A 22,073-nucleotide genomic window follows, 5' to 3' on the forward strand; every position below is an offset into this window, starting at 1 on the left:
AAAAACGGAGGAAAAGGAATGAAGGTGTTATTTATTACTAATTTCCCTTCACCTTATAGGGTGAATTTTTTTAATGAGCTAGGTAAAGAATGCAAGTTAACTGTTGTATTTGAAGAAGGAATAGAAAAACAAACACATAGGAATAGAAAATGGTTTAATAATAATTTTGAGAATTTTGAAGCAGTATTTTTAAAGCCAACTAAATTACCAATGAATAAAACAATTTGCTTTAGTGTTAAAGAATATTTAAATAACAATTATGATATTATAATTGTCGCAAATTATTCTAAATTAACTGGAATATATGCAATAAATTATTTAAAAAAGCATAAAATTAAATTTGCAATTGAAGCAGATGGAGCTTTTCCAAAAAGTGGTAAAGGATTAAAGGAAAAATTCAAAAAAAAATTAATATCTTCTGCAAATTGGTGGTTTAGTACAAGTAAGGTTACTGATAACTACTTTCAAATTTATGGTGCGAAAAATGAAAAAATTTTTAGATATCCCTTTACTTCCTTGAGTAAAATAGATACCTTAGATGATTTTCCTAAAGCCGAAATGAAACAAAAATTAAAAAATATGATTGGTATTTCAGAAGAAAAAATAATCTTATCCATTGGTAACTTTATTCACCGAAAAGGGTTCGACATACTTTTAAAAGCATCTGAAAATATCCCTAAAAATTGGGGGATTTATATAATAGGTGGTGAACCTCCAACTGAATATCTAAATTTAAGAGAAAAGTTAAATCTTAATAATTTACATTTTATTCCTTTTAAAACGAAAGATGAATTAAAGGATTACTATGAGTCCAGTGATATATTTATCCTACCTACAAGAGAGGATATATGGGGACTTGTAATAAATGAAGCAATGTCATATGGACTTCCTGTGATTACAACTAATAAATGTATAGCTGGGATAGAATTAGTGAATGACGGAGAAAATGGATATATTGTTCCAGTTGAAGATATTAATGAATTAGAAAAAAGAATTTTTACTCTTATTAATGATGAGAAACTAAGACATAGAATGGCTATATCGAATATAGAGAAAATTAGGGAATATACAATAGAAAATATGGCAAAAGTTCATATGGATTTATTTAATAAAATGAAATAATGAATGTGGATAAAAACTGGTGATCAGTATTGACTCTTATAACTACAGAAGGAGGAAACCATGAAAAAAGTTGTGTTTTATTTAGTTCTTAATACTATTAATCATATATTAAAAGGTACTAAATTTTTCAACACGAAAATGAAATTATTGAATTTTATTGGTCTTAATATAGGAAGTGGAACAAAAATAGTTGGACCAATAAAAGTTGGATATATCAACAAAGTTAAAATAGGAAATGATTGTTGGATAGGGAAAAACTTTTCTATAGATGGAAATGGAAGTGTAACAATTGGTGACAGATGTGATATTGCACCCAATGTTTTGATAAGTACAGGTGGGCATCAAATTGGTGACATATATAGAAGAGCAGGAAAAGGATTAAAATTTAAAACTGTTATTAAGAATGGTACTTGGATTGGGACAAATGTAATTATTATTAATGGTGCTAATATTGATGATTCAGTAGTGGTAGCTGCTGGATCGTTGGTTATAGGGGATGTAGAGAAAAATAATCTAGTAGCCGGAGTACCGGCTGAAGTAAAAAAAATACTTGTTTAACATTATTATATTTAATCAAAATCGAGTTTAAAAGTATATTTTAATAAAAACACTATGGGTTTAATTGTATAATTTAGTAATTTAGTAATTCTTTTAGCTGTGCTAGTGGGAGTGTGAAAAAGTTTGAAGAATTATACTATTATTAATGAGTCTGAAAGTACCAATCAAATAAAACGTGCCGCAGTTATCTCCTATAGTAGCATTGCTATAAACATTATAGCTGGATTGCTGTATACTCCCTGGATGATTGAACAAATTGGTCAAAATGATTTTGGTTTATACTCATTAGCAACTTCTCTAATAAGTATATTTTTACTCGATTTTGGTTTAAGTGCAGCTGTCTCACGATTTTTATCAAAATATCATGCAGAAAGAGATCAAAATAGTGTAAATAATATTCTGGGAATAATATATAAATTTTATTTTTTAATAGGCTTGGTTCTATCGATTCTATTGATTCTTGTGTATTTTAATTTGAAATTTATTTACCAAGAGTTATCAGTAAATGAATTAAATCGTTTTGAAATAGTATATGTAATTATTGCAATATTCAGCATTATATCATTTCCGTTTACTCCACTTAATGGTATTCTAACTTCTTATGAGAAATTCGTAAAATTAAGACTTTGTGATTTATTTAATAAATTGTTTTCAATCTTTTTAATAGTTGTGGCTTTATTGAATGGATATGGACTATATGCTTTAGTAACAGCAAACGCATTTAGTGGTTTAATTACGATTGCAATAAAACTGATTATGGTGAAAAAAAATACTTCAATAAAGATTAACTTTGGTTTTACAAGTTGGTTTCTTGCAAAGGAAATTTTTAGTTTTTCCATGTGGTCAACTATTATTAGTATAGCTCAGAGATTCATTTTTAATATTACCCCATCGGTTTTAGGGGCAGTTTCGGGTACGATAAGTATTTCAATATTTGCTATTGCAAGTCTTATTGAAGGATATATATTCACAATTGCAAATGCAATAAATGGTTTGTTTCTTCCTAAAGTAACTAGAATTGTTAACAAAGACGATGCATCAAGTATTCTACTTAAATTAATGATTAAAATCGGAAGAATTCAGCTTATAATTATAGGATTAATAATAATTGGATTTATATCTATTGGAAAAGATTTTATTTATTTATGGATTGGAGCTGATTATATTACATCTTATTATTGCGCCATACTTCTTATACTACCCAGTATAATTGATTTACCACAATATATAGGTAATACTGCAGTAATCGCCCTAAATAAAATAAAATTACAATCATATGTTTTTGCCGGTATGGCGATTGTTAATATAATTTTATCTTTAATCTTCTCATGGTTTTGGGGGGCTTTAGGTGCTGCTCTTGCAATATGTTTTTCATATTTGTTACGTAGTATTGGAATGAATATTATTTTTTATAAATCATTAAGAATAAATATATTTGTTTTTTTTAAAGAATGCCACATTAAGTTATTATTACCTTTAATGTTTACTTTGGCAGGCGGTTATGGAATAGGATATGTATTTCCAATGTTAAGTATAATTAGTCTCTTATTAAAAGGAATAATTCTAGTTTTTTTCTACCTAATTGTTATGTGGTTTTTTGGATTTAATAATTACGAAAAGAACTTAGTGCTTCATTTACTTTTACGCGTAACAAGGATATTTAAAAGATAGTTATTATTATCAATTAAGATCTCATTTTTAAGAAGTAACAATATATTATATTTAGTAGCTAAGTGATATAAAGGAAGGTAGCGTTATGATTCAAAAACTAAAGTTTATAATGAATATTCTTATTGCAATGATTATTTTCCCTATACAAAAAAACAAGATAGGAAATAATGTGATTTTAATAGGGGGACATGCCGGCGAATTATATGCTGACAATAGCAAGGCTTTATTTGAATATCTAAGTAATCATTATGAGAATTATGAAGTATATTGGATAATTAATCAAACGAGCTTAGATAAAGAAAAAATCAATAAATTTTTAACGAGAGGAAGTGTTAAAAACTACTTATATTATTTTAAGAGTAAAGGTTTATTTTATTCGCACTCTGCATCAGATATCGCTCCTATACTGCATAACTATATTAAACCGAAAGGAGTTAGGATTTATTTAACCCACGGAATTGATGGATTGAAAAAAAGAAAGTACACAGGCAAAGATAAAAGTAGTATAAAAAAAATGGCAGATTTGTATGTAACTGTTTCGGATTTTGAAAAGAATATTAAAATTAAGGAATTTAATTTAGATGAAACATCATTTATACTCACAGGGCTACCTCGTTTTGATAATCTTTACAATAATCTAGTATTAAATAATGGAAAGAAAAATTCTATCTTATATATGCCTACATGGAGAGAATGGTATAAAAACCTATCTACAGAAGAATTTATTGAAACAGATTTTTATCATAATGTTAAGGAATTACTAACTAGCGTGGTTATAATTGAGTTACTTAAGAAATATAATTATCAGTTAAATTTAAATTTACATTTTTATTTCCATCGCTTCTTATCTACACTTAATTTTGATAATGATTATATCAAAATTATTAACCCGAATGAAGATTTACAAGAGTTAATACTAGAAACGAAAATCTTAATAACTGACTATTCAAGTGTTTGCTGGGATTATTTCTATTTAAACAAACCAATACTATTCTATCAATTCGATCAAATTAGATATGAGAAAGAAAGAGGTGCTTACCTTGATTTAAACAATGATTTAATGGGGTTAAAATCTAATAATTTAAATCAATTAATAAAAGATTTAAATTATACAATTCAAAATCAAAAAAAAGTAGTAGAGGATTTTGGAGATTTTAAAATGGATTATTTTAAATATCATGATAATCAAAATTGCAAAAGAGTTATTGAGGAGTTTGAACAATATTTGGAAAGTAAACAAAATTAATCGTTAGAAAGGCAAACCTTAAGAAATAAGATTGAGTAAAAGGTATTAATCCGCGGTTATTGCTTAATATTGTAATTAACTTATTCTTCTTGTCTGTCTACCTACCGCAAGAATATCTCTTATAATAAACAAATTATAAATTTTTACCAATAAATACATTTATAAACTTATTTGGTTCTATATATAGCGCTAATAAGGGGGGAGTTTTATGAACAAAATAGCAGTAGCAGGAACAGGCTACGTCGGCTTGGTAGCAGGCGTGTGTTTTGCCGAAATGGGCCATCATGTAACCTGTGTGGATATTGATGAGAATAAAGTGAATAAAATGAAACAAGGCATATCGCCCATTTATGAGGCAGATTTAGAACAGTTGATGCAGAAAAATTATGCTGCAGGTCGAATTGATTACACAACTGATTATACATCTACTTATAAGGGTGCAGATGCCATTTTTATTGGAGTGGGTACGCCAGAACAGCCGGATGGATCGGCTAACCTTTCCTATATTGCAACTGTAGCCAGACAGATTGCTGAATCGGTTGAAAAGGATTGCCTCGTTGTTGTGAAATCTACCGTTCCGATTGGCACGAATGATAAGGTGGAGCAGTTTATTCAGGATTTTTTGGTCCATGATGTGAAAGTGGAAGTGGCGTCGAATCCAGAGTTCTTGGCACAAGGGACGGCGGTACATGATACGTTGCAGGCCGAACGAATTATAATTGGGACCGAAAGTAAATGGGCGGAAGAAATGCTTATGAAGATTTATAAGCCATTTCATCTGCCCATTGTTTCTGTCAATCGAAAATCGGCAGAAATGATTAAGTATGCGTCTAATGATTTCCTTGCACTTAAAATCTCTTATATGAATGATATTGCGAATCTTTGTGATTTGGTAGGGGCGGATATTCAAGATGTGGCTAGAGGCATGAGTTTTGACGAACGAATTGGCAGCAAGTTCTTGAATGCTGGTATTGGATATGGCGGTTCCTGTTTCCCAAAAGATACAAAAGCGTTAGAGAATATTGCTAGACAGAATGGATATGAACTGAAAACGGTGAAAGCGGCAATCGAAGTGAACAAGAATCAAAAAACGATGTTATACAAAAAGGCGAGTAAACGATTAATTACGTTCAATGGCCTTAAGGTAGCGGTGCTTGGATTGACATTTAAGCCGGGAACGGATGATTTAAGAGAAGCGGCATCTCTAGAGAATATCCCTTTGTTATTAGAACAGGGCGCAGATATTTACGCGTATGATCCATTTGGTGCAGAGAACTTTGCTAGTGTGCATCCTGAAGGGAAGAGCGGAAGGGGTAGCATTACGTATGTCGCAAATATCGAGCATGCTTTGGAGGGGGCGAATGTTTGCTTTATCTTTACCGAATGGGGAGAAGTGAAAGCAGTAACCCCTGAAACATATAAGAATTTAATGAGGACTCCGCTAGTCTATGACGGAAGAAATATATATATTGTGGATGAGATGAAAGAAGCAGGGGTAGAGTATCATTCTATTGGGCGAAAATCTGCAACTAGAGAAGGAATAGAGGAGTGGAAGAACCATGAATTACAAATCCCTAGATCGTAATAAAACCTATCTTGTCACGGGGGCAGCGGGTTTCATCGGCTTCTTCTTATCCAGGAGACTAGTTGAAGTGGGTTGTAGAGTGATCGGAATTGATAATATGAATGATTACTATGATGTGAATCTTAAAATGGCTCGTCTGAAGCAATTGGAACCTTATGAGAAGTTTACCTTCATTAAAGGTGATATATCGGACAAAGCAATGATTACAGACCTCTTTGACAAGTATAAACCGAATATTGTGGTAAATCTTGCTGCCCAAGCCGGAGTCCGCTATTCGATAGAGAATCCAGATGTTTATATTCAAAGTAATATCATCGGTTTTTACAATATTCTTGAGGCGTGCCGACATCATCCCGTGGACCATCTTGTTTATGCATCCTCTAGTTCCGTGTATGGTGCGAATAAAAAGGTTCCGTTTGAAGAAAAGGATTTCGTGGATACCCCTGTATCCCTGTATGCCTCTACGAAGAAGTCTAATGAGTTGATGGCTCATACATACAGCCATTTATATCAGATACCTGCGACTGGACTTCGTTTCTTTACAGTATATGGGCCGATGGGAAGACCGGACATGGCCTATTTTGGATTTACGGATAAGTACTTTGCTGGTGAGTCGATTAAGATCTTTAATAATGGTGATTTTGAACATGATTTATATAGGGACTTCACCTACATTGATGACATTGTCGAAGGAATCGAACGGCTTCTTTCCAATCCTCCTGTAGGAGAGCAAGATGTGCCACACAAAGTTTATAACATAGGCAACAGCAATCCGGAAAAATTAATGGTTTTTATTGAAACGCTGGAGAGGTGCCTGGGTAACGCTCTTGGTAGAGATGTTGTATTCGAAAAGGTTTTTGAGCCAATCAAGCCAGGAGATGTACCTGCGACTTTTGCTTCGACTGAATTGTTACAGAAGGCGGTTGGATTCAGGCCGGAAACTTCTATAGAAGGGGGCTTGCGGAAGTTTGCAGAATGGTATGTGGAGTATTATCAGTGTAAGTGAACGTTGTCCCTCAGATGAAAGAGCATTTAACTCTTCATTTGGGGGACATTTTTAGGAGGAGTTGAATTTCATATGGACTTTTATGAAATATTAATAGATACCTTTGCAAAAGGAGAATCTCAACAGGATATAACGGTGAGTGAAGTAGTCGAAGAACTCAAAGTGAAGTTAAGTATAATAATGGAAGAGTCTATTAAATGAGGAATCATAAGTGGTGGTTTCCTGCCTTAGTAGTTTTATGGGCGTTGATATTATTCATTTTATCTTCACAGTCATATGAGGAGCAAAGTCTTGCCCCTCTATTAGGAGCTTTCAATACACCGTTTTGGTACGAGTTGTTTGATGGCATTTCGTTTATGTATGGTGGATTTGAGGTGAGTGTTCAGACTGCCGGGGTGGCTGGTTTTCTGGAGTTTTTTGTACGGAAGGGTGCTCACCTTTTTGTCTTTTTTGTGTTGGGTTTTTTCATTTTTGGCGTTTGGAGTATATATCAGAAGAAAACATTGGTTGCCTGTTTAGGGGCATTCTTGTGTGTCATTCTTTTTGCGAGTACTGACGAAATTCATCAAAAATATACGGACGGACGTACTGCTATGGTGCAAGATGTCATGATTGATACGTTCGGTGGACTGTTAGGTATATTATGTTTCGTGTTTCTTTCAAATAGATGGTGGAAGCGTGATTGATACGGTTCGCCATTTCCTCTTTCAACCTTCTAATAAGCTGTTTCCTCATATAATGCTTTAGGTATCCCTTCACTTGTACTTTTTTATCATTTCTTCCATACATATTAGATAGCGAGGTCTTTATGTAGGTGATGACGATGAGAAGACGGAATAGGAAAATGGCAGGAATGATGGCTCTTTTTTCCCTGATTGTAGCTTTCGGTGGCTGTATCATTTTCCTTTGGCCCAGTGGACCAGAGCGATTAGTGGATGATTTCTATGCGTACGAGAGTGAGGCGGAATTCGGGAAGTCGTGGGATTTATTGAGTGCTGAAATGAAGCTGCGGTTTCCGGTTCGTGCCGATTATGTGCAAAATCGGGCTCATGTCTTTTTGCAGCATATGGATGTGGAAACCTTTCAGTATGAAGTGGGGCGTTCAAAGAAAGTGAAGGATTGGAGTATAGGGAAAGGTGGCAAGGTCCATAAAACAGCGTACAGGGTCCCTGTCACACAGGTGTTTGAGTCTCATTTTGGTGTGTTTACGATCGAACAGGATTGTTATGTAGTGAAGGAAAAAGGCGAATGGCGTCTGTTTTGGGATTATCGATTTGAATAGATGCCTCTCCTTTTTCAACATTTCGCTCCTTTTATCGAAAAGGGAGAGGATATTTATAAGGGAATTGACGGATTAAGGTAGTGATCATGAAGCATATTTCATTCTAGAGCGATCACTGATGGCCTTCAGAATAAACATTTTGTCTTGTTTGCTTAGCATTGCCCAACTACCTGCCTTGATTTTCATACAATCCACTCCTTTTATTTGTTTGAAATGTTTAGATCTAAGCATGATGATTCACATGACCTTGTGTCTAATGAAAGTTGATTCTCGTAATGAAAGGTTCAAGGGGAAGAAGGAATTTCTTAGCTCTTATTAGATTATACCGTCTTTTCCCCTCTAATAAACAACAAAAATTCCAACAAATCTCTACAATGGGTGTCCGTTTTTTGTCAGAATGTTGGATGCGCAAAATGAAAAAGCTGTCTGGATGCGGTCCAGACAGCTTTTTCGTTTTGCGTTATTTGACGGTTAAATGTTCCTTTAATTCTGTTTGAATCTTTTTTTGTTCTTCTTCCGACACGAGATAGTAGTAGATTCCGTCGATTTTCGTTCCGGTACCGGTTATGGATGATTGGGAAATGTCATTACTTGCGTCTCTATAGTTCTTTTGAATGTCCATCATGTCATCAAACGTCAAATTAGTCTGGATATTTTTACTTAGTGCGTCGAATACGTCGCCGTAACTCGTTAAGGTCGATACGCTCGCCCCTTCTTTAATGACAGCTTCGATAATGGCACGTTGTCTGGATTGACGCCCGAAATCACCATTTGGATCTTCATATCTCATTCTGGCATAGCTCAACGCCTCTTTACCGTTCAGTTCGATCATGCCTTTGTTGAAGGTCGTCCCCTCTTCAGTGAAGTTCAAATCATTTTGGACGGTGACACCGCCGACTGCGTCCACGATATCTTTAAAGCCTTCCATATTGATCTTCATATAATAGTCGATCGGGATATCAAGAAAATTCTCGACCGTATCCATCGCCATCGCGGCGCCACCGAATGCAAAGGCGTGATTGATTTTATCCTGGGTGCCATGTCCGACAATCTCAGTACGAGTATCTCGTGGGATGCTCAGCATTTTCACGGACTTCAATTTTGGATTGACGGTCAAGACAATCATCGTATCCGAGCGGCCTTTGTCGCCTTCCCGTTCATCGACACCGAGCATCAGCATGGAAAAAGGCTCATAATCCGATAATACGAGTTCTTTGGTCCGTTTATCTGTACTGCGCTCTATAGGTGTATGCATGGTTTCGACTGTCTTTGTTAAGGAATTCCATACGGAGAAAGCGAAAGCCCCCCCGGCTAGTATAAAAAGGAGGACGATAATGCCGACTACTTTTGGCCAAGTTCGTTTCTTTTTTTTCTTCTTTTCATGTCTCATCGTCTACTTCCTTCCTCACTTTATAATCACTTAATCTATTATAATAAATTAGCTATTTAAATAATAGGAATTTTGGTATTTTATAGTATATTTGACAATACATGCGTAGTGGTGTACTATTTAACTAACACAGTGGTAAAGGGGATGGGGAAGTGAAAGCATTTAGAGGATTGATGCAAAAGGAGTGGCTGATCGGGAAGTCGGTGCTTCTTTGGTTGCTGCTGGTACAGATGGGGTTAGTGTTTGTTGCCTATGTACTTGCGAAGTATTTCGAAGTGGCTGGTTTGTTTTACATCAGCTCGCCTATGATTATGATGATGCATCCGCTGATAATGATTTTCCTTATATGTAGTCGTTTGAATGTGGAAGGTAAGGCACAAGTCTGGTTGTATAATCCACAGTCTTCCGGGATGCTACTAGGTAGTAAATTGTTGATCAGTGTACTGTTCCAGGGGATGTCATTGCTGTTTGCCTGCCTGCTCACTTTTGTGACCATGAGGATTCCGACGAGCCATTTTGGTGTGAGTTTTCACACGGAGAGTATGATGTCATTCTATAATTTGCTTCAGATGGGCATTTTCTTGATGGCGGTCAGTCTTTTCCTTGCCCTGGTCATGTTATTTTTATGGGTGGTTTACCATGCATTGGCTCGGGTGTCAGCCATTAAACCGTTTCGTTGGCTGATCGTTTCCCTTCTATTTATAGGGATGGTCATGGTGGGGAGCTGGTATGAAAGTACGGCTGTTTATCAACAAATGGATACGGTCTGGGTCGTGGACGTTTTGAGTGACTCTTCATTTACCATGTCGGCTGATAATTTGAAATTTTACCTAAATACGGGAGGCATATCCCTTCTGACAACCGGGTTGGATATCATCACGTTAGTGTTATTATTCCTAGCTTCATGTTGGCTGCTGGACCGAAAGATCGAGGTGTAAGTGTATGACAGAGGAGTTTCATGCGACAAAGCCGATTTATTTACAGGTAGCGGATCGAATTTGTTATTCGATTGTCCGCGGGGAGATAAAAAGTGGTGAAAAGCTACCATCGGTTCGAGAGATGGCTATTCAAACGGGCGTTAATCCAAATACGATACAGCGCACGTACGCTGAGATTGAAAGGGATGGAATTGTGGAGACAAAAAGGGGGCAGGGAACATTCGTTAAAAATGATCCAAGCTTGATCGCTTCGTTACGGGTGCGGATCCAAACGGAAATCATGGAAACGTTCGTGGAGAATATGAAGGAGATTGGCTTGTCAAAGCCGGAAATGCTCACGGCGATACAGGCATTTTTGACAGAACGGGGTGATGTGGAATGATGATTGAAATGCAGGACGTGACGAAGAAGTATGGAAAAATTGTGGCACTGGATCGTGTTTCACTTTCGTTTGATGTAGGAAAGATTTATGGTGTGTTAGGGGCCAATGGAAGCGGTAAGTCGACCCTGCTCAAACTGATTGCTGGTTTGGTGAAACCGGATCATGGTGAGGTGACGGTCGAGGGAGATAAGGTAAGCAGGAGGATTGCCTCTTGCGTGTCGTATTTGACGGAGTTGGATTTTTTCTACCCCGCGTTTACGGTTGGTCATTATATTGATTTTCATGCTTCGCAGTTTACGGATTTCAATCATAAAAAGGCCATGGAAATGCTGACATTCATGAAGCTGGATGTTTCAAAGAAAGTCAGTTCTATGTCGAAGGGAAACAGGGGCCGTCTTAAATTGGTGTTGGCTTTGTCACGGGAGGCACCAATCGTATTATTGGATGAACCATTTTCAGGATTGGATGTGATGGTTCGTGAAGAGATTGTTCGCAGCCTGCTTACGTATATTGATTTTGAAAAACAAACGGTCATCATCACGACGCACGAAATCGATGATATCGAGAAGGTCCTGGATGAAGTGCTATTGATCCAGGATGGGCAAATCATTGCCAAAGAGGAAGTGGAAGGCATCCGTGAAAGAAACGGGGAATCAGTAGTGGGATGGATGAAAGCACATTATAGGTGATTAGTAGGACTCCAAATGAGGATTTGGGGTCTTTTTATTGTAAAAAAAGTTATTGGGTATAATTACCACGTGAGAAAATGTTGATAAACTTATGGATTAATAGGAAAATATAACTAATATCATTTAACTACTAATTTACATATGAAGGGAAATGAAACGTGTGCGGAAACAGAGGTATATAAGGTTTTTGATGATGTTTGGAGCTTGCATCTTTATGTTCTCAGTGGCAGGAAAAGCGGATGTACATGCGGCTTCGAACGTGAATCAAGCTAAAACGATTAACGTGAACAAGATGTATAAGGGTTCTTTAACTAATAAGAAGGAGATTTTGTATAAAGTAACTTTACCCGAGCCGGGGAATGTCACGTTATCGATTAAACGGAATGCGAAGACCTCTTTTGAGGGACATATCCAGAATAGTAAAGGCTACATCTATACGTTCGTTTATACGAAAAGACAGGATGATACATCCGGGTTTGATGAAGTGCAAGTAGGTTTGCCTAAAGGGACGTACTATGTGCGGATCAACAATAGTGGCGGGCAAGGCTCCAAAGCGGATTATCAATTTTCCACGAAATATACAAAAAGCCAGTATTACGAAAAAGAGTCCAATGATAAGGTAGCTACAGCGAATGCCATCAACCTGAATGCCACATATAAAGGGGTCATTAGTCACTCTGATGATCGCGATTACTTTAGATTCGTCGTTCCGCAAAATGGGAATGTGACATTGAACATGAAACAAAAACGGGACACGATATGGCGTGGATCTATCCAAGATCGTTCCAATAAAAAGTTGGCAGAATTATATTCGAATGAAAATGGAAGCCTCACAACCTATATGAAAAAAGGGACCTATTACTTTGTGATGGAAAACTATGATGATTCCGTCGATGTTCCGTACGAGTTTACGATTTCAGATAGGACCAGTTCATTAAAGGCTTCCCAAATCAATGTGACGAACAATACAGGCAAATCGGATAGTGTAAAGGTAAGCAACCTGAAAAAAGGTGATGTCGTCACGGTGTATGATGCCAAAAGCAAAGGGAATGTCATAGGGAAAACGACGGCGAAAGGCACTTCAGTGAGTTTTAAGGTCAGCCAGCTCGGCAAAAAGACAGGTAAGGTCTATGTGACCGTGATGAAATCACCTTTGAGAGAAAGTGATCGTGTCGCCCAAACGTTTAAGGGCGAAACCTCGCCTTCCGTGAAAACAAGCCAGGTCAAGGTGACGAATCATAAGGGAAAAGCCGATACCGTGGTAATCAGTTCCCTTGCCAAAGGCGATGTCGTGAAGATTTACAAGGCAAAAAGCAAAGGAAACATGTGGGTGAAAGGGACGGCAAAAGGCAAAAAGCTAACTCTTTCTATAAAGCAGCTCGGTAAGAAATCGGGCAAAGTGTACGTGACGGTAACAAAGTCAGGACAGCAGGAAAGCGGAAGAGTGGCTGTTTCCTATAAAAAAGAAAAATAAGAGGTGACCTCGGATGAAAATCCGGGGTCATTTTTTTTAGGAAGGCCCGTCCATGGTCACTTTTTCGTGTACTCTCTCTAGGTAAACGACGATTTACTAGAAAATGGGTGCTTAGAAGAGTCCGCAATAGAAAGAAGGCGCATATATATGCAGTACGGATATCACTAAAGTATAAATAACTATTGGAGGCTAAAGGAAAAATGGCAGAAATAATTAGTTTACCGTACCTTGAAGCTTTGCAGGGGAAATTTGTAAGAGTATTTAAAGGCGGGCCTGATTCAAGAGAAGGCAGGCTGATAGAAGTGAATGATGAGTATATCGTCCTTCTGACTGAAGAGAAGCAACTCGTGTATTATACGATTGCCCAACTGAAAATCGTGGTTGTTAATGCAAAAAAATCTCAAGAGGATTTACTCCCTCCTTTTGATGATGGCTATGCATTTCCGCCAACGTTCGTCGGCTTATTGGAAACATTAGATAACCGATTCGTTCAGGTGAACGGCGGTGGCCCAGCTTCAAAAGTCGGTCAGATCGTCGAGGTAACTACAGAATATATCGTGTTATCGACTAAGAAGGACGGGCTCGTTCTATTCCCGATTGCTCTTATTAAGAGCGTAGCGATTGTGGAGGTTTCCTTCCGTTCCACATGGCCGGAGTTTCCGGATGTTCCTAACGATACTCTAAATGGAGCTCTTACTCAATTGATATACTCCTGGATTTCGATTCATGCAGGTGGCCCTGAAAAGGTTGAGGGTGTTTTGATACAAGTTGAAGAAGACTATATTGTTGTCGTGAATAAAGACGAAATATTTTATATCACGACAGATCAAATCCAATCCATCGGACTATTTTTCCCAAGGGAGAATGATGGTGGGGGGAAAGATAAGGACAAAGATAAAGACAAAGATAAAAACAAAGAAAGCTCTTCCCATGAGAGTTCCTCGAGAGAAAGTAGCTCTCATGAAAGTTCATCATGCGAAAGCAGTTCCAGTGAAAGTTCATCAAGTGAAAGCAGTTCCTATGAAAGTTCATCATCATGTGAAAGTAGCTCTCATGAAAGTTCTTCATGTGAATGTATAGCCCCTGAAAGTTCTTCAAGTGAAAGCAGCTCATATGAGAGTTCATCATCATATGAGAGCAGTAGTTCGTATGAAAGTTCATCCTCATGTGAGAGCAGCAGCTCGTTTGAAAGTTCATCCTCATGTGAAAGCAGCAGTTCACCTGAAAGTTCATCCTCATGTGAAAGCAGCAGCTCACCTGAAAGTTCAGATGAATGTAAGAAACGTCGTCGCCGTCATAGAAAGGATAAAAACCGTACGCGTGTCAATACGTTTAAGAAAATCTGGCTTGAGAACCTAATTAAAGTTTCAAAGACAACTCTATAAAGAATCGACCACACAGGTACAGCAACCAATGAAGTTGTTGTGCCTTCTTATTAAAAAGGGACAGGCATATGGGTTGTCCAAAAGGTGATCAAGGGCATGGGCGATTATTGGACTAGACCTAGGGGTGATTCCTATAGCGAATCTCTGAAACAAGTCGGAGTGTCCCAAATTAGGACAGGATTCAAGAACGATTCCTCGCCATAAGGAAGGAAAGGTGGATTATATTTGTTTTCTAAATATATTGGACAGTATATGGAGCTAGAACTCTCAGGAAATATTCTTGTGTTTGGGAATTTAATAGAAGAAAGTACGGATATCTTAGTCCTATACACGGGAGAGGTGTACCGTTATGTACCGCAGCGACACATTAAGAATTATTCTTTTCCCATAATAGATGAAGGGATTGAAGGAGGAGAGGACCCGGAAATCAGTGAGACGTCATTTCGTAAGATGCTGATGAATGCGAAAGGGCTCTTTGTTGAGATTTTGCTCACGAAAAACAAACCCATCTATGGCTATATCGTGGGTATCATGAATAATTATTTCATTTTTCATTCTCCTGCCTATAAAACGATGTTCATCTCCATGGAGCATGTAAAGTGGCTAACGGTCTGTGATGATGAAAAGGGGCCATACGGATTGAGTAAAAGCGAGCAGCTTCTTCAAGTTTCCAGTCTAAGCTGGGCGCGTACTTTGGAGGAACAACTGAAAAAATTGACAAATAAATTGGTGGTACTCGATTTAGGGCAGCACCCGATGGACATAGGGAGAATCATACAATTGAAGGATGGTCTCATCCATATGATGGATGCTCAAGGCGAAGAGTTTTATGTAAATATGCGGCATGTGAAGAGCTTTCAGTTTCCACAATGAATAACTCCGGATCTACTACGATCCGGAGTTATTTCTTTTTCTCTATATTCTCATAGACCGATGCGAGGGCTTGTTCGAATTTCCCACTCTTTTTCGGTTGATAGTATTTTTTGTTGCGTAGTTTGTTCGGTAGGTACTGTTGTTTCACCCATCCGCTTTCATAATCGTGCGGATAGAGATAGTCGACGCCGCGGCCCAGGTCGGTAGCCCCTTTATAATGGGCATCTTTAAGGTGATCGGGTACATCGCCGCTATGGCCGGCGCGAATATCGGCGAGTGCCGCGTCAATTGCTTTATAGGCGGTATTCGATTTAGGCGATAGACAAAGCTCAATCACCGAATTGCTAAGCGGGATCCGGGCTTCCGGAAAACCGAGACGCTCGGCTGCCTCGACTGCAGAAAGGGCGCGAGGACCAGCTTGAGGGTTCGCCAGGCCAATGTCCTCATACGCGATGACGACCAAGCGACGGGCGATGCTGACAAGGTCACCGGCTTCTATCAATCGTCCCAAATAATGGAGGGCCGCATTCACGTCGCTGCCACGGATTGATTTTTGGAAGGCGGATAGGACGTCATAATGGGCATCTCCATCCTTGTCATGCGAAAAGCTCTTTTTCTGCATGCACTCTTCGGCAATTTTTACATCGATGACAATCGTTTCGGATTCGTCAGGCTCAGTAGAAATGACCGCGAGCTCTAGAGCGTTAAGGGCGCTGCGGACGTCCCCGTTCGAAGCGGTCGCGAAATGTGCCAGAGCATCGGTGCTGACAACGGTTTTATAGTGACCGAGACCACGCTCCTCATCTTGTAATCCACGTTCGAGGGCTTTGATGATATCAGTGACTTCCAGAGACTTTAGTTCGAAAATCTGGCACCTGCTGCGGATGGCCGGGTTGATTGCGTGATAAGGATTGCTTGTCGTCGCACCAATCAAGGTGATCATCCCATTTTCAAGGTAGGGAAGGAGGAAATCCTGTTTCGCTTTATCCAGGCGGTGGACCTCATCGAGCAGCAGGATCACTTTGCCGGACATCTTGGCTTCGGCAGCGACGATTTCCATGTCTTTTTTATTATTGGTTACAGCATTCAGTGTCCGGAAGGCAAACTTCGTGCTGCCGGCAATGGCGCTCGCAATGGACGTCTTGCCGATGCCGGGAGGACCGTACAGAATCATCGAAGATAGCTGTTTGGCCTTGACCATCCTCGCGATGATTTTCCCTTCACCGACGAGATGCTCCTGCCCGATGACTTCATCAATCGAACGGGGCCGCATCCGGTAAGCAAGCGGTTTAATATTCATGACGCACCTCTCCTTTTTATATAAGGTATCACAAACAAAGGGGAAAATGCTCAGAATATGCGTTTGGGGAGGGGAATTCGGCGGTTGGGCGTAATAATTCAACATTCACGGAATTAATTCAACATTCAGGCGAATTAATTCGACATAAGCGAGTGTAAGAGATATATTCTACCCTTAGTATGGCCGGAATGATCCAACTGTAGCGAGTGTAACAAGTTTTTTGCAACCGCTGGAGAGTGGAGCTGGAGGAATTGCCGACATTCGCTGTTGGTAATGGTAGGTTTAATCAGGTATGCATAATCCTGAAGTGCAGAGATATGAGCATCATGAGAAGAGGTCATACATATACGGCATATCCACTTTCTTAATCGTCTCTCCATGGACAAACTGCAACAATGAGGGCAGTAGACACCGGTTTGCAGGGAAGCGGTCGGGATTTTATAGATATCTAAAAGGTTTGGTAGATGAGGTGTATGTTCTTTAATGAATAAAGCGGATAGTTTTTTCAGCGCTTTAGGTGTGAGGATTTTCTCTTTATATTTTTCCTTGAATTCGGCAATATTCAAAAGTAGATAATCTTTACGTATCACTTTTCTGTTCAAAGCTGTATTTGATGCCCTTACTATAGTTGAGGAATTGGCGCTCACGACTAGCGTTTCCACCGGAAGCTTAGTGTATGACTTGGATTTCATCCATGCTAACAGTTGTTGGCGCTGCCGATTCACTTGCAAAATGGGATCGTCAAATGCTTCTGTCTTTCCATCAGATTTTGTACGAATCAGTTGATTGAAAGTCTGGTCAAAATAGATTTCACCTGCAATGTTTTTTACTTCAAGAATGAGGATGAAATAAGAAGTGAGAATGAGGATGTCCATTTGGAAGGGGTAGGGAGGACCAAGGAGGCGAAGGTCGTGAAAGATTAGATACTCTTTTTCAGGAAGTGCTTTTAAAGCAGAAATGACTCGAAGTTCTCCTTTGTAACCTGCCATGTTTCTGTTTAAGTCGGAGGTTAAGATAGGTTGTAATGGATGATTGCTTGGCAAGCGTCTTATAAGTGCTTCAAGCATGCGAGTTTTTATAGGAATCTCGCAATCTTTAATAATGATAGGAATCACGCTCCTTTTGATTTAGAATAAATATTCTATATTTTTGACGAAAAACCTTTTGATTTCCCCGGATTTCGACGGTCATGTTCAATATTTCAACATTCAGCGAATTAATTCAACATTCAGCGAATTAATTCAACATTCAAGATGTAAATTCAACATTCACAACGATAATTCAACGCTCACGTCATTTTACCCACCTCTCCAATTAGAATAATTTGACAAATGGAGGGTGGGTGAATGCATTTCTACTGGGTATATGCTATAATTTCAAGAGAATTTAGTAACGGATTAATAATTTGAGGTGTATATAAATGAAGATATCTACTAAAGGCCGGTATGGCTTAACGATCATGATTGAGCTTGCTAAGCATTATGGTGAAGGTCCGAAGAGTTTGAAGTCGATTGCTCAAACGCATAATTTGTCTGAGCATTATTTGGAGCAGTTGATTGCGCCCCTTCGCAATGCAGGATTGGTGAAGAGTGTTCGTGGTGCATATGGCGGATATGTCTTGTCGAAAGATCCTCATGAGATTACTTCTGGTGATGTCATTCGCGTGTTGGAAGGACCGATTACCCCGGTTGAGGGAATTGAGGATGAGGAGCCGGTGAAACGCCAGCTTTGGATCCGGATTCGCGATGCGGTTAAAGAAGTCCTTGATAATACGACGCTCGTGGATTTGGCGAATTACAAGGACAATGGTGAAACAAACGATTATATGTACTATATTTAATTGGGGCTACAGATTAATATGAAGCAAAAATACCTATTCAAAAGGGTTCTATCTTACAACCATTATTGGACTACCGGTTGATTTAAAGGTAAAATCCTATGTGAATAGGCATTTTTTTGCAAGTTTCATTTTATTAGTAAACACGAGAGTCAGGTTAATCATAGAGCATTGCCTAACTATTCTATGGAGGCGACAAAAAAGTGAACAAAATATATTTAGATCATGCTGCGACTTCACCGATGCATCCGAATGTGATTGATAAGATGATGACGGCCATGAGCCATGACTTTGGGAATCCGTCGAGCATTCATGCGTTCGGGCGGGAAGCGCGTCATGTTTTAGATGAAGCGCGTTCGAATATTGCCGCAAGTATCAATGCGGGACGGAATGAGATCATTTTTACAAGTGGTGGAACGGAAGCGGATAATACGGCGATTATCGGGGCTGCGCATGCGAATGAGAAAAAAGGCAAGCACATCATTACAACAGAGATTGAGCATCATGCGATTCTGCATACCTGTCAATTCCTTGAGAAGTCTGGCTTTGAGGTCACGTATTTACCTGTGAATGAAGAGGGCCTCATTTCGATTGTTGATTTAAAAGCGGCATTGCGGGACGATACGATTTTGGTTTCCGTCATGTTTGGCAACAATGAAGTGGGTTCGATCCAACCGATTGCTGAAATCGGACAACTCTTAAGGGAGCACCAAGCCCTTTTCCATACGGATGCGGTGCAGGCATATGGTTTGATTCCTATCGATGTCCGGGAGCTGGGCGTGGATTTATTGAGTGTTTCCGCTCATAAAATCAATGGACCAAAAGGAACCGGTTTCTTATATATGCGTGATGGATTGAAGTTCGCCCCTCATTTATACGGTGGGGAGCAGGAACGGAAACGGCGCGCTGGTACGGAAAGTGTCCCGGCAATCGCTGGTTTTTCCGAGGCCGTTTCCATTGCCCAAAGTACGATGAAGAGTAAAACGGAGCAATACAACTCTTTCAAAGACGTATTGCTTGCCGTTTTTGACAAGGCAGAGGTACAATATGAAATTAACGGATCGAGGGAGCACGCACTTCCACATGTGTTGAATGTCAGTTTTCCTGGTACGAATGTTGAATCGATGCTCGTGAATTTGGACTTGGCCGGCGTCGCGGTATCAAGCGGATCTGCTTGTACGGCGGGGTCCATTGAACCGTCGCATGTTTTGGTCGCGATGTTTGGAAAAGGTTCGGAGCGGACGAAGAATGCGATTCGTTTCAGCTTTGGTCTGAACAATACCGAGCAGGAAGTCAGGGAAGCGGCAGAAATAACCGTGAAGATCGTTAAAAGATTAGTACAACAATAAATTTTTGTAAATAGATGAGGTGACAGAATGAAGAAAGCACCACAAGACACCCGCGTCGTCGTTGGGATGTCAGGGGGCGTCGATTCTTCTGTGTCTGCCCTGCTTTTGAAAAATCAAGGCTATGACGTGGTCGGGATTTTCATGAAAAACTGGGATGATACGGATGAAAACGGGGTCTGTACAGCAACGGAAGATTACAATGATGTGATTGCGGTTTGTAACCAAATCGGAATTCCTTATTATGCGGTCAACTTTGAAAAGCAGTATTGGGATAAGGTTTTCACATACTTCTTGGAGGAGTACAAGGCGGGCCGGACACCGAATCCGGACGTGATGTGCAATAAGGAAATCAAGTTCAAGGCTTTTCTTGAGCATGCGGTGAGCCTGGGTGCCGATTATGTGGCGACAGGTCACTATGCACAGGTCAAGTACCAAGATGGCGAGTACAAGATGCTTCGCGGCGTGGATAATAATAAGGACCAAACATATTTCTTGAACCAGTTAACGCAAACACAGCTGGAAAAAGTCATGTTCCCTCTTGGACATATCGATAAGAAGGAAGTCCGTGAAATTGCGAAGGAAGCGGGTCTTGCGACGGCAACGAAGAAAGACTCAACCGGTATTTGCTTTATCGGGGAACGGGATTTCAAAGGCTTCTTGAGCACATATCTACCGGCACAGCCTGGTCAAATGACCACGATGGACGGAAAGGTCATGGGTACACATGATGGCTTGATGTATTATACAATCGGTCAGCGCCACGGCCTTGGTATCGGTGGAAGCGGCGAACCTTGGTTCGTAGCGGGTAAAGACTTGAAACGCAATGTTTTATATGTGTGCCAAGGCTTTAACAATGATGTACTTTACTCTGATTCACTGAAAGCCGTGAAGATGAGCTGGGTTGCCGAACACATGCCAGCCACTGAATTTACGTGTACGGCTAAATTCCGGTACCGCCAAGTGGATAGCGGCATTTCGGTGAAAGTCCTGGAAAACGGGGATGTCGAAGTCGTATTTGACGAGCCGGTCCGGGCAATTACGCCAGGGCAATCCGTCGTATTCTATGACGGTGAAGTATGCCTAGGCGGCGGTACGATTGATGAAGTGTTTAAAAAAGGTGAAAAACTGACCTACGTAGGGTAAAATAAGCATGTCCCCAGCTGTATTTGCGGTTGGGGATTTTGTTTGCATTGTAGAAAGACCTTAAATGGCGTCAATGATATACATAAAAAAATGTGATAGCATATGCTATACTTTTCAATAAAAAATGGAGCGTGAATTAGGATGGATAAGAATCAACAAGGTATTGAGTTTATGCAGCAAGGAAAATATGAGGAAGCGGCGAAGGTTTTTAATGAGGCAATTGAGGAAAACCCGACTGAGCCAGTTGCTTACATAAACTTTGGAAATGTGCTGACTGCGGTTGGCGAGACGGATAAAGCCGTTAAGTTCTATAAAAAGGCGATCGAACTCGATGAAAATGCAGCGGCTGCTTATTATTCATTAGGGAACTTATATTACGAAGTGGATTCTAAATTAGTTGAAGCGAAGGATATGTTTGAAAAGGCAATCCGTTTGGGCCTTGATAACAGTGATGCTTACTTTATGCTTGGACTGACACTGATGGCGTTGGACCAGCCGAAATTGGCGATGCCTTATCTGCAAAGAACGGTGGAATTGAGTCCCGAAGATGTGGATGCGAGGTTCCAATTCGCGCTTTGCCTGGCCAATGCGGAATTATATGATGAGTTAATCAAACAGTTGAATATTGTGGTGGAACAAGATCCTGGTCATGCAGATGCCTATTATAATCTAGGTGTGGCATATGCAGGGCATAAGGAAGATTCCAAGGCTGCCATCGGTTATTTTGAAAAGGCACTGGAAGCACAGCCAGATCATATGCTAGCGGCCCATGGTAAGAAGCTGATGGAAGAAATGGCTGCTGAATAAATAGAATGGAAAAAAGCATGGGAAGGGTGGGGAGAA

22 protein-coding genes are annotated in these 22,073 nt (G+C 39.4%); 19 read left to right on the top strand and 3 right to left on the bottom strand.

The genetic code is table 11. From position 1 onward, the window contains the following. Positions 1–18: 18 nt before the first annotated feature. The 9 genes from ACIQXR_RS00250 to ACIQXR_RS00290 all read left to right on the top strand — a co-directional run bounded on the left by ACIQXR_RS00250 (position 19) and on the right by ACIQXR_RS00290 (position 8,470). Positions 19–1,122: a glycosyltransferase family 4 protein gene (locus ACIQXR_RS00250; RefSeq protein ID WP_402869760.1), complete on the top strand. Its 1,104-nt coding sequence runs from the start codon at positions 19–21 to the stop codon at positions 1,120–1,122. A gap of 60 nt (positions 1,123–1,182) precedes the next feature. Continuing rightward, positions 1,183–1,680 carry an acyltransferase gene (locus ACIQXR_RS00255; RefSeq protein WP_402869758.1) on the top strand — a complete coding sequence of 166 codons (498 nt, stop codon included), beginning with the start codon at positions 1,183–1,185 and terminating at the stop codon, positions 1,678–1,680. Between the two features lie 123 nt (positions 1,681–1,803). Then, complete coding sequence (locus tag ACIQXR_RS00260; protein WP_402869757.1) at positions 1,804–3,351, top strand: oligosaccharide flippase family protein; 1,548 nt, start codon at positions 1,804–1,806, stop codon at positions 3,349–3,351. Between the two features lie 85 nt (positions 3,352–3,436). Further along, positions 3,437–4,597 (top strand): CDP-glycerol glycerophosphotransferase family protein, encoded by a 1,161-nt coding sequence (locus ACIQXR_RS00265; RefSeq protein ID WP_402869755.1) that lies wholly within the window; start codon positions 3,437–3,439, stop codon positions 4,595–4,597. A 208-nt stretch (positions 4,598–4,805) separates the two neighbouring features. Further along, complete coding sequence (locus ACIQXR_RS00270) at positions 4,806–6,182, top strand: UDP-glucose dehydrogenase family protein (RefSeq protein ID WP_402869753.1); 1,377 nt, start codon at positions 4,806–4,808, stop codon at positions 6,180–6,182. Continuing rightward, on the top strand, positions 6,157–7,188 hold the full coding sequence (locus tag ACIQXR_RS00275; RefSeq protein ID WP_402869751.1) for an SDR family NAD(P)-dependent oxidoreductase: 1,032 nt from the start codon (positions 6,157–6,159) through the stop codon (positions 7,186–7,188). Before ACIQXR_RS00270 ends, ACIQXR_RS00275 begins: the two co-directional genes overlap by 26 nt. Before the next feature lie 72 nt (positions 7,189–7,260). Beyond that, positions 7,261–7,389, top strand: a complete 129-nt coding sequence (locus ACIQXR_RS00280; protein ID WP_402869749.1) for a YwzD family small protein — start codon at positions 7,261–7,263, stop codon at positions 7,387–7,389. Next, on the top strand, positions 7,386–7,874 hold the full coding sequence (locus ACIQXR_RS00285; RefSeq protein WP_402869746.1) for a VanZ family protein: 489 nt from the start codon (positions 7,386–7,388) through the stop codon (positions 7,872–7,874). The genes ACIQXR_RS00280 and ACIQXR_RS00285 overlap by 4 nt, the downstream gene beginning before the upstream one ends. Before the next feature lie 137 nt (positions 7,875–8,011). Next, positions 8,012–8,470, top strand: coding sequence for a hypothetical protein (locus tag ACIQXR_RS00290; RefSeq protein ID WP_402869743.1), 459 nt, complete (start codon positions 8,012–8,014; stop codon positions 8,468–8,470). A gap of 460 nt (positions 8,471–8,930) precedes the next feature. On the opposite strand, the gene tagU is transcribed toward ACIQXR_RS00290, so the two are convergent. Further along, positions 8,931–9,860: a polyisoprenyl-teichoic acid--peptidoglycan teichoic acid transferase TagU gene (gene tagU, locus ACIQXR_RS00295; protein WP_402869741.1), complete on the bottom strand. Its 930-nt coding sequence runs from the start codon at positions 9,858–9,860 to the stop codon at positions 8,931–8,933. Positions 9,861–10,012: 152 nt separating this feature from the next. Here tagU and ACIQXR_RS00300 point away from each other — a divergent pair, with 152 nt between their 5' ends. From ACIQXR_RS00300 to ACIQXR_RS00325, 6 genes are all read left to right on the top strand, one after another. Further along, complete coding sequence (locus ACIQXR_RS00300) at positions 10,013–10,798, top strand: hypothetical protein (RefSeq protein ID WP_402869739.1); 786 nt, start codon at positions 10,013–10,015, stop codon at positions 10,796–10,798. A gap of 4 nt (positions 10,799–10,802) precedes the next feature. Then, positions 10,803–11,180, top strand: coding sequence for a GntR family transcriptional regulator (locus tag ACIQXR_RS00305; protein ID WP_402869737.1), 378 nt, complete (start codon positions 10,803–10,805; stop codon positions 11,178–11,180). Then, positions 11,177–11,869, top strand: a complete 693-nt coding sequence (locus ACIQXR_RS00310) for an ABC transporter ATP-binding protein (RefSeq protein WP_402869735.1) — start codon at positions 11,177–11,179, stop codon at positions 11,867–11,869. The genes ACIQXR_RS00305 and ACIQXR_RS00310 overlap by 4 nt, the downstream gene beginning before the upstream one ends. 214 nt (positions 11,870–12,083) lie before the next feature. Continuing rightward, positions 12,084–13,343, top strand: coding sequence for a hypothetical protein (locus ACIQXR_RS00315; protein WP_403079280.1), 1,260 nt, complete (start codon positions 12,084–12,086; stop codon positions 13,341–13,343). Positions 13,344–13,543: 200 nt separating this feature from the next. Beyond that, positions 13,544–14,728, top strand: a complete 1,185-nt coding sequence (locus ACIQXR_RS00320) for a DUF2642 domain-containing protein (RefSeq protein ID WP_402869731.1) — start codon at positions 13,544–13,546, stop codon at positions 14,726–14,728. 225 nt (positions 14,729–14,953) lie between these two features. Further along, positions 14,954–15,601: a DUF2642 domain-containing protein gene (locus ACIQXR_RS00325; protein WP_402869729.1), complete on the top strand. Its 648-nt coding sequence runs from the start codon at positions 14,954–14,956 to the stop codon at positions 15,599–15,601. A gap of 28 nt (positions 15,602–15,629) precedes the next feature. Here ACIQXR_RS00325 and ACIQXR_RS00330 read toward each other — a convergent pair whose 3' ends face one another. Together ACIQXR_RS00330 and ACIQXR_RS00335 are read right to left on the bottom strand one after the other, a co-directional pair. Further along, positions 15,630–16,901 (bottom strand): replication-associated recombination protein A, encoded by a 1,272-nt coding sequence (locus ACIQXR_RS00330; RefSeq protein ID WP_402869727.1) that lies wholly within the window; start codon positions 16,899–16,901, stop codon positions 15,630–15,632. A gap of 134 nt (positions 16,902–17,035) precedes the next feature. Next, complete coding sequence (locus ACIQXR_RS00335) at positions 17,036–18,016, bottom strand: nuclease-related domain-containing protein (protein WP_403079281.1); 981 nt, start codon at positions 18,014–18,016, stop codon at positions 17,036–17,038. Between the two features lie 305 nt (positions 18,017–18,321). Here ACIQXR_RS00335 and cymR point away from each other — a divergent pair, with 305 nt between their 5' ends. The 4 genes from cymR (at position 18,322) to ACIQXR_RS00355 (ending at position 22,037) form a co-directional block, all read left to right on the top strand. Then, a complete protein-coding gene (gene cymR / locus ACIQXR_RS00340) occupies positions 18,322–18,741 on the top strand; it encodes a cysteine metabolism transcriptional regulator CymR (protein WP_402869723.1) in 420 nt (139 codons plus the stop codon). 200 nt (positions 18,742–18,941) lie between these two features. Further along, positions 18,942–20,087, top strand: coding sequence for a cysteine desulfurase family protein (locus ACIQXR_RS00345; RefSeq protein ID WP_402869721.1), 1,146 nt, complete (start codon positions 18,942–18,944; stop codon positions 20,085–20,087). A gap of 27 nt (positions 20,088–20,114) precedes the next feature. Next, the gene (mnmA, locus tag ACIQXR_RS00350) at positions 20,115–21,230 is read left to right on the top strand and encodes a tRNA 2-thiouridine(34) synthase MnmA (protein ID WP_402869719.1); all 1,116 of its coding nucleotides are present in this window, start codon (positions 20,115–20,117) and stop codon (positions 21,228–21,230) included. 141 nt (positions 21,231–21,371) lie between these two features. Next, complete coding sequence (locus ACIQXR_RS00355; RefSeq protein ID WP_402869717.1) at positions 21,372–22,037, top strand: tetratricopeptide repeat protein; 666 nt, start codon at positions 21,372–21,374, stop codon at positions 22,035–22,037. The last annotated feature ends 36 nt before the right edge of the window (positions 22,038–22,073 follow it).

Source organism: Peribacillus sp. NPDC097224, assembly GCF_044761985.1.
Classification (GTDB): Bacteria; Bacillota; Bacilli; order Bacillales; family DSM-1321; genus Peribacillus.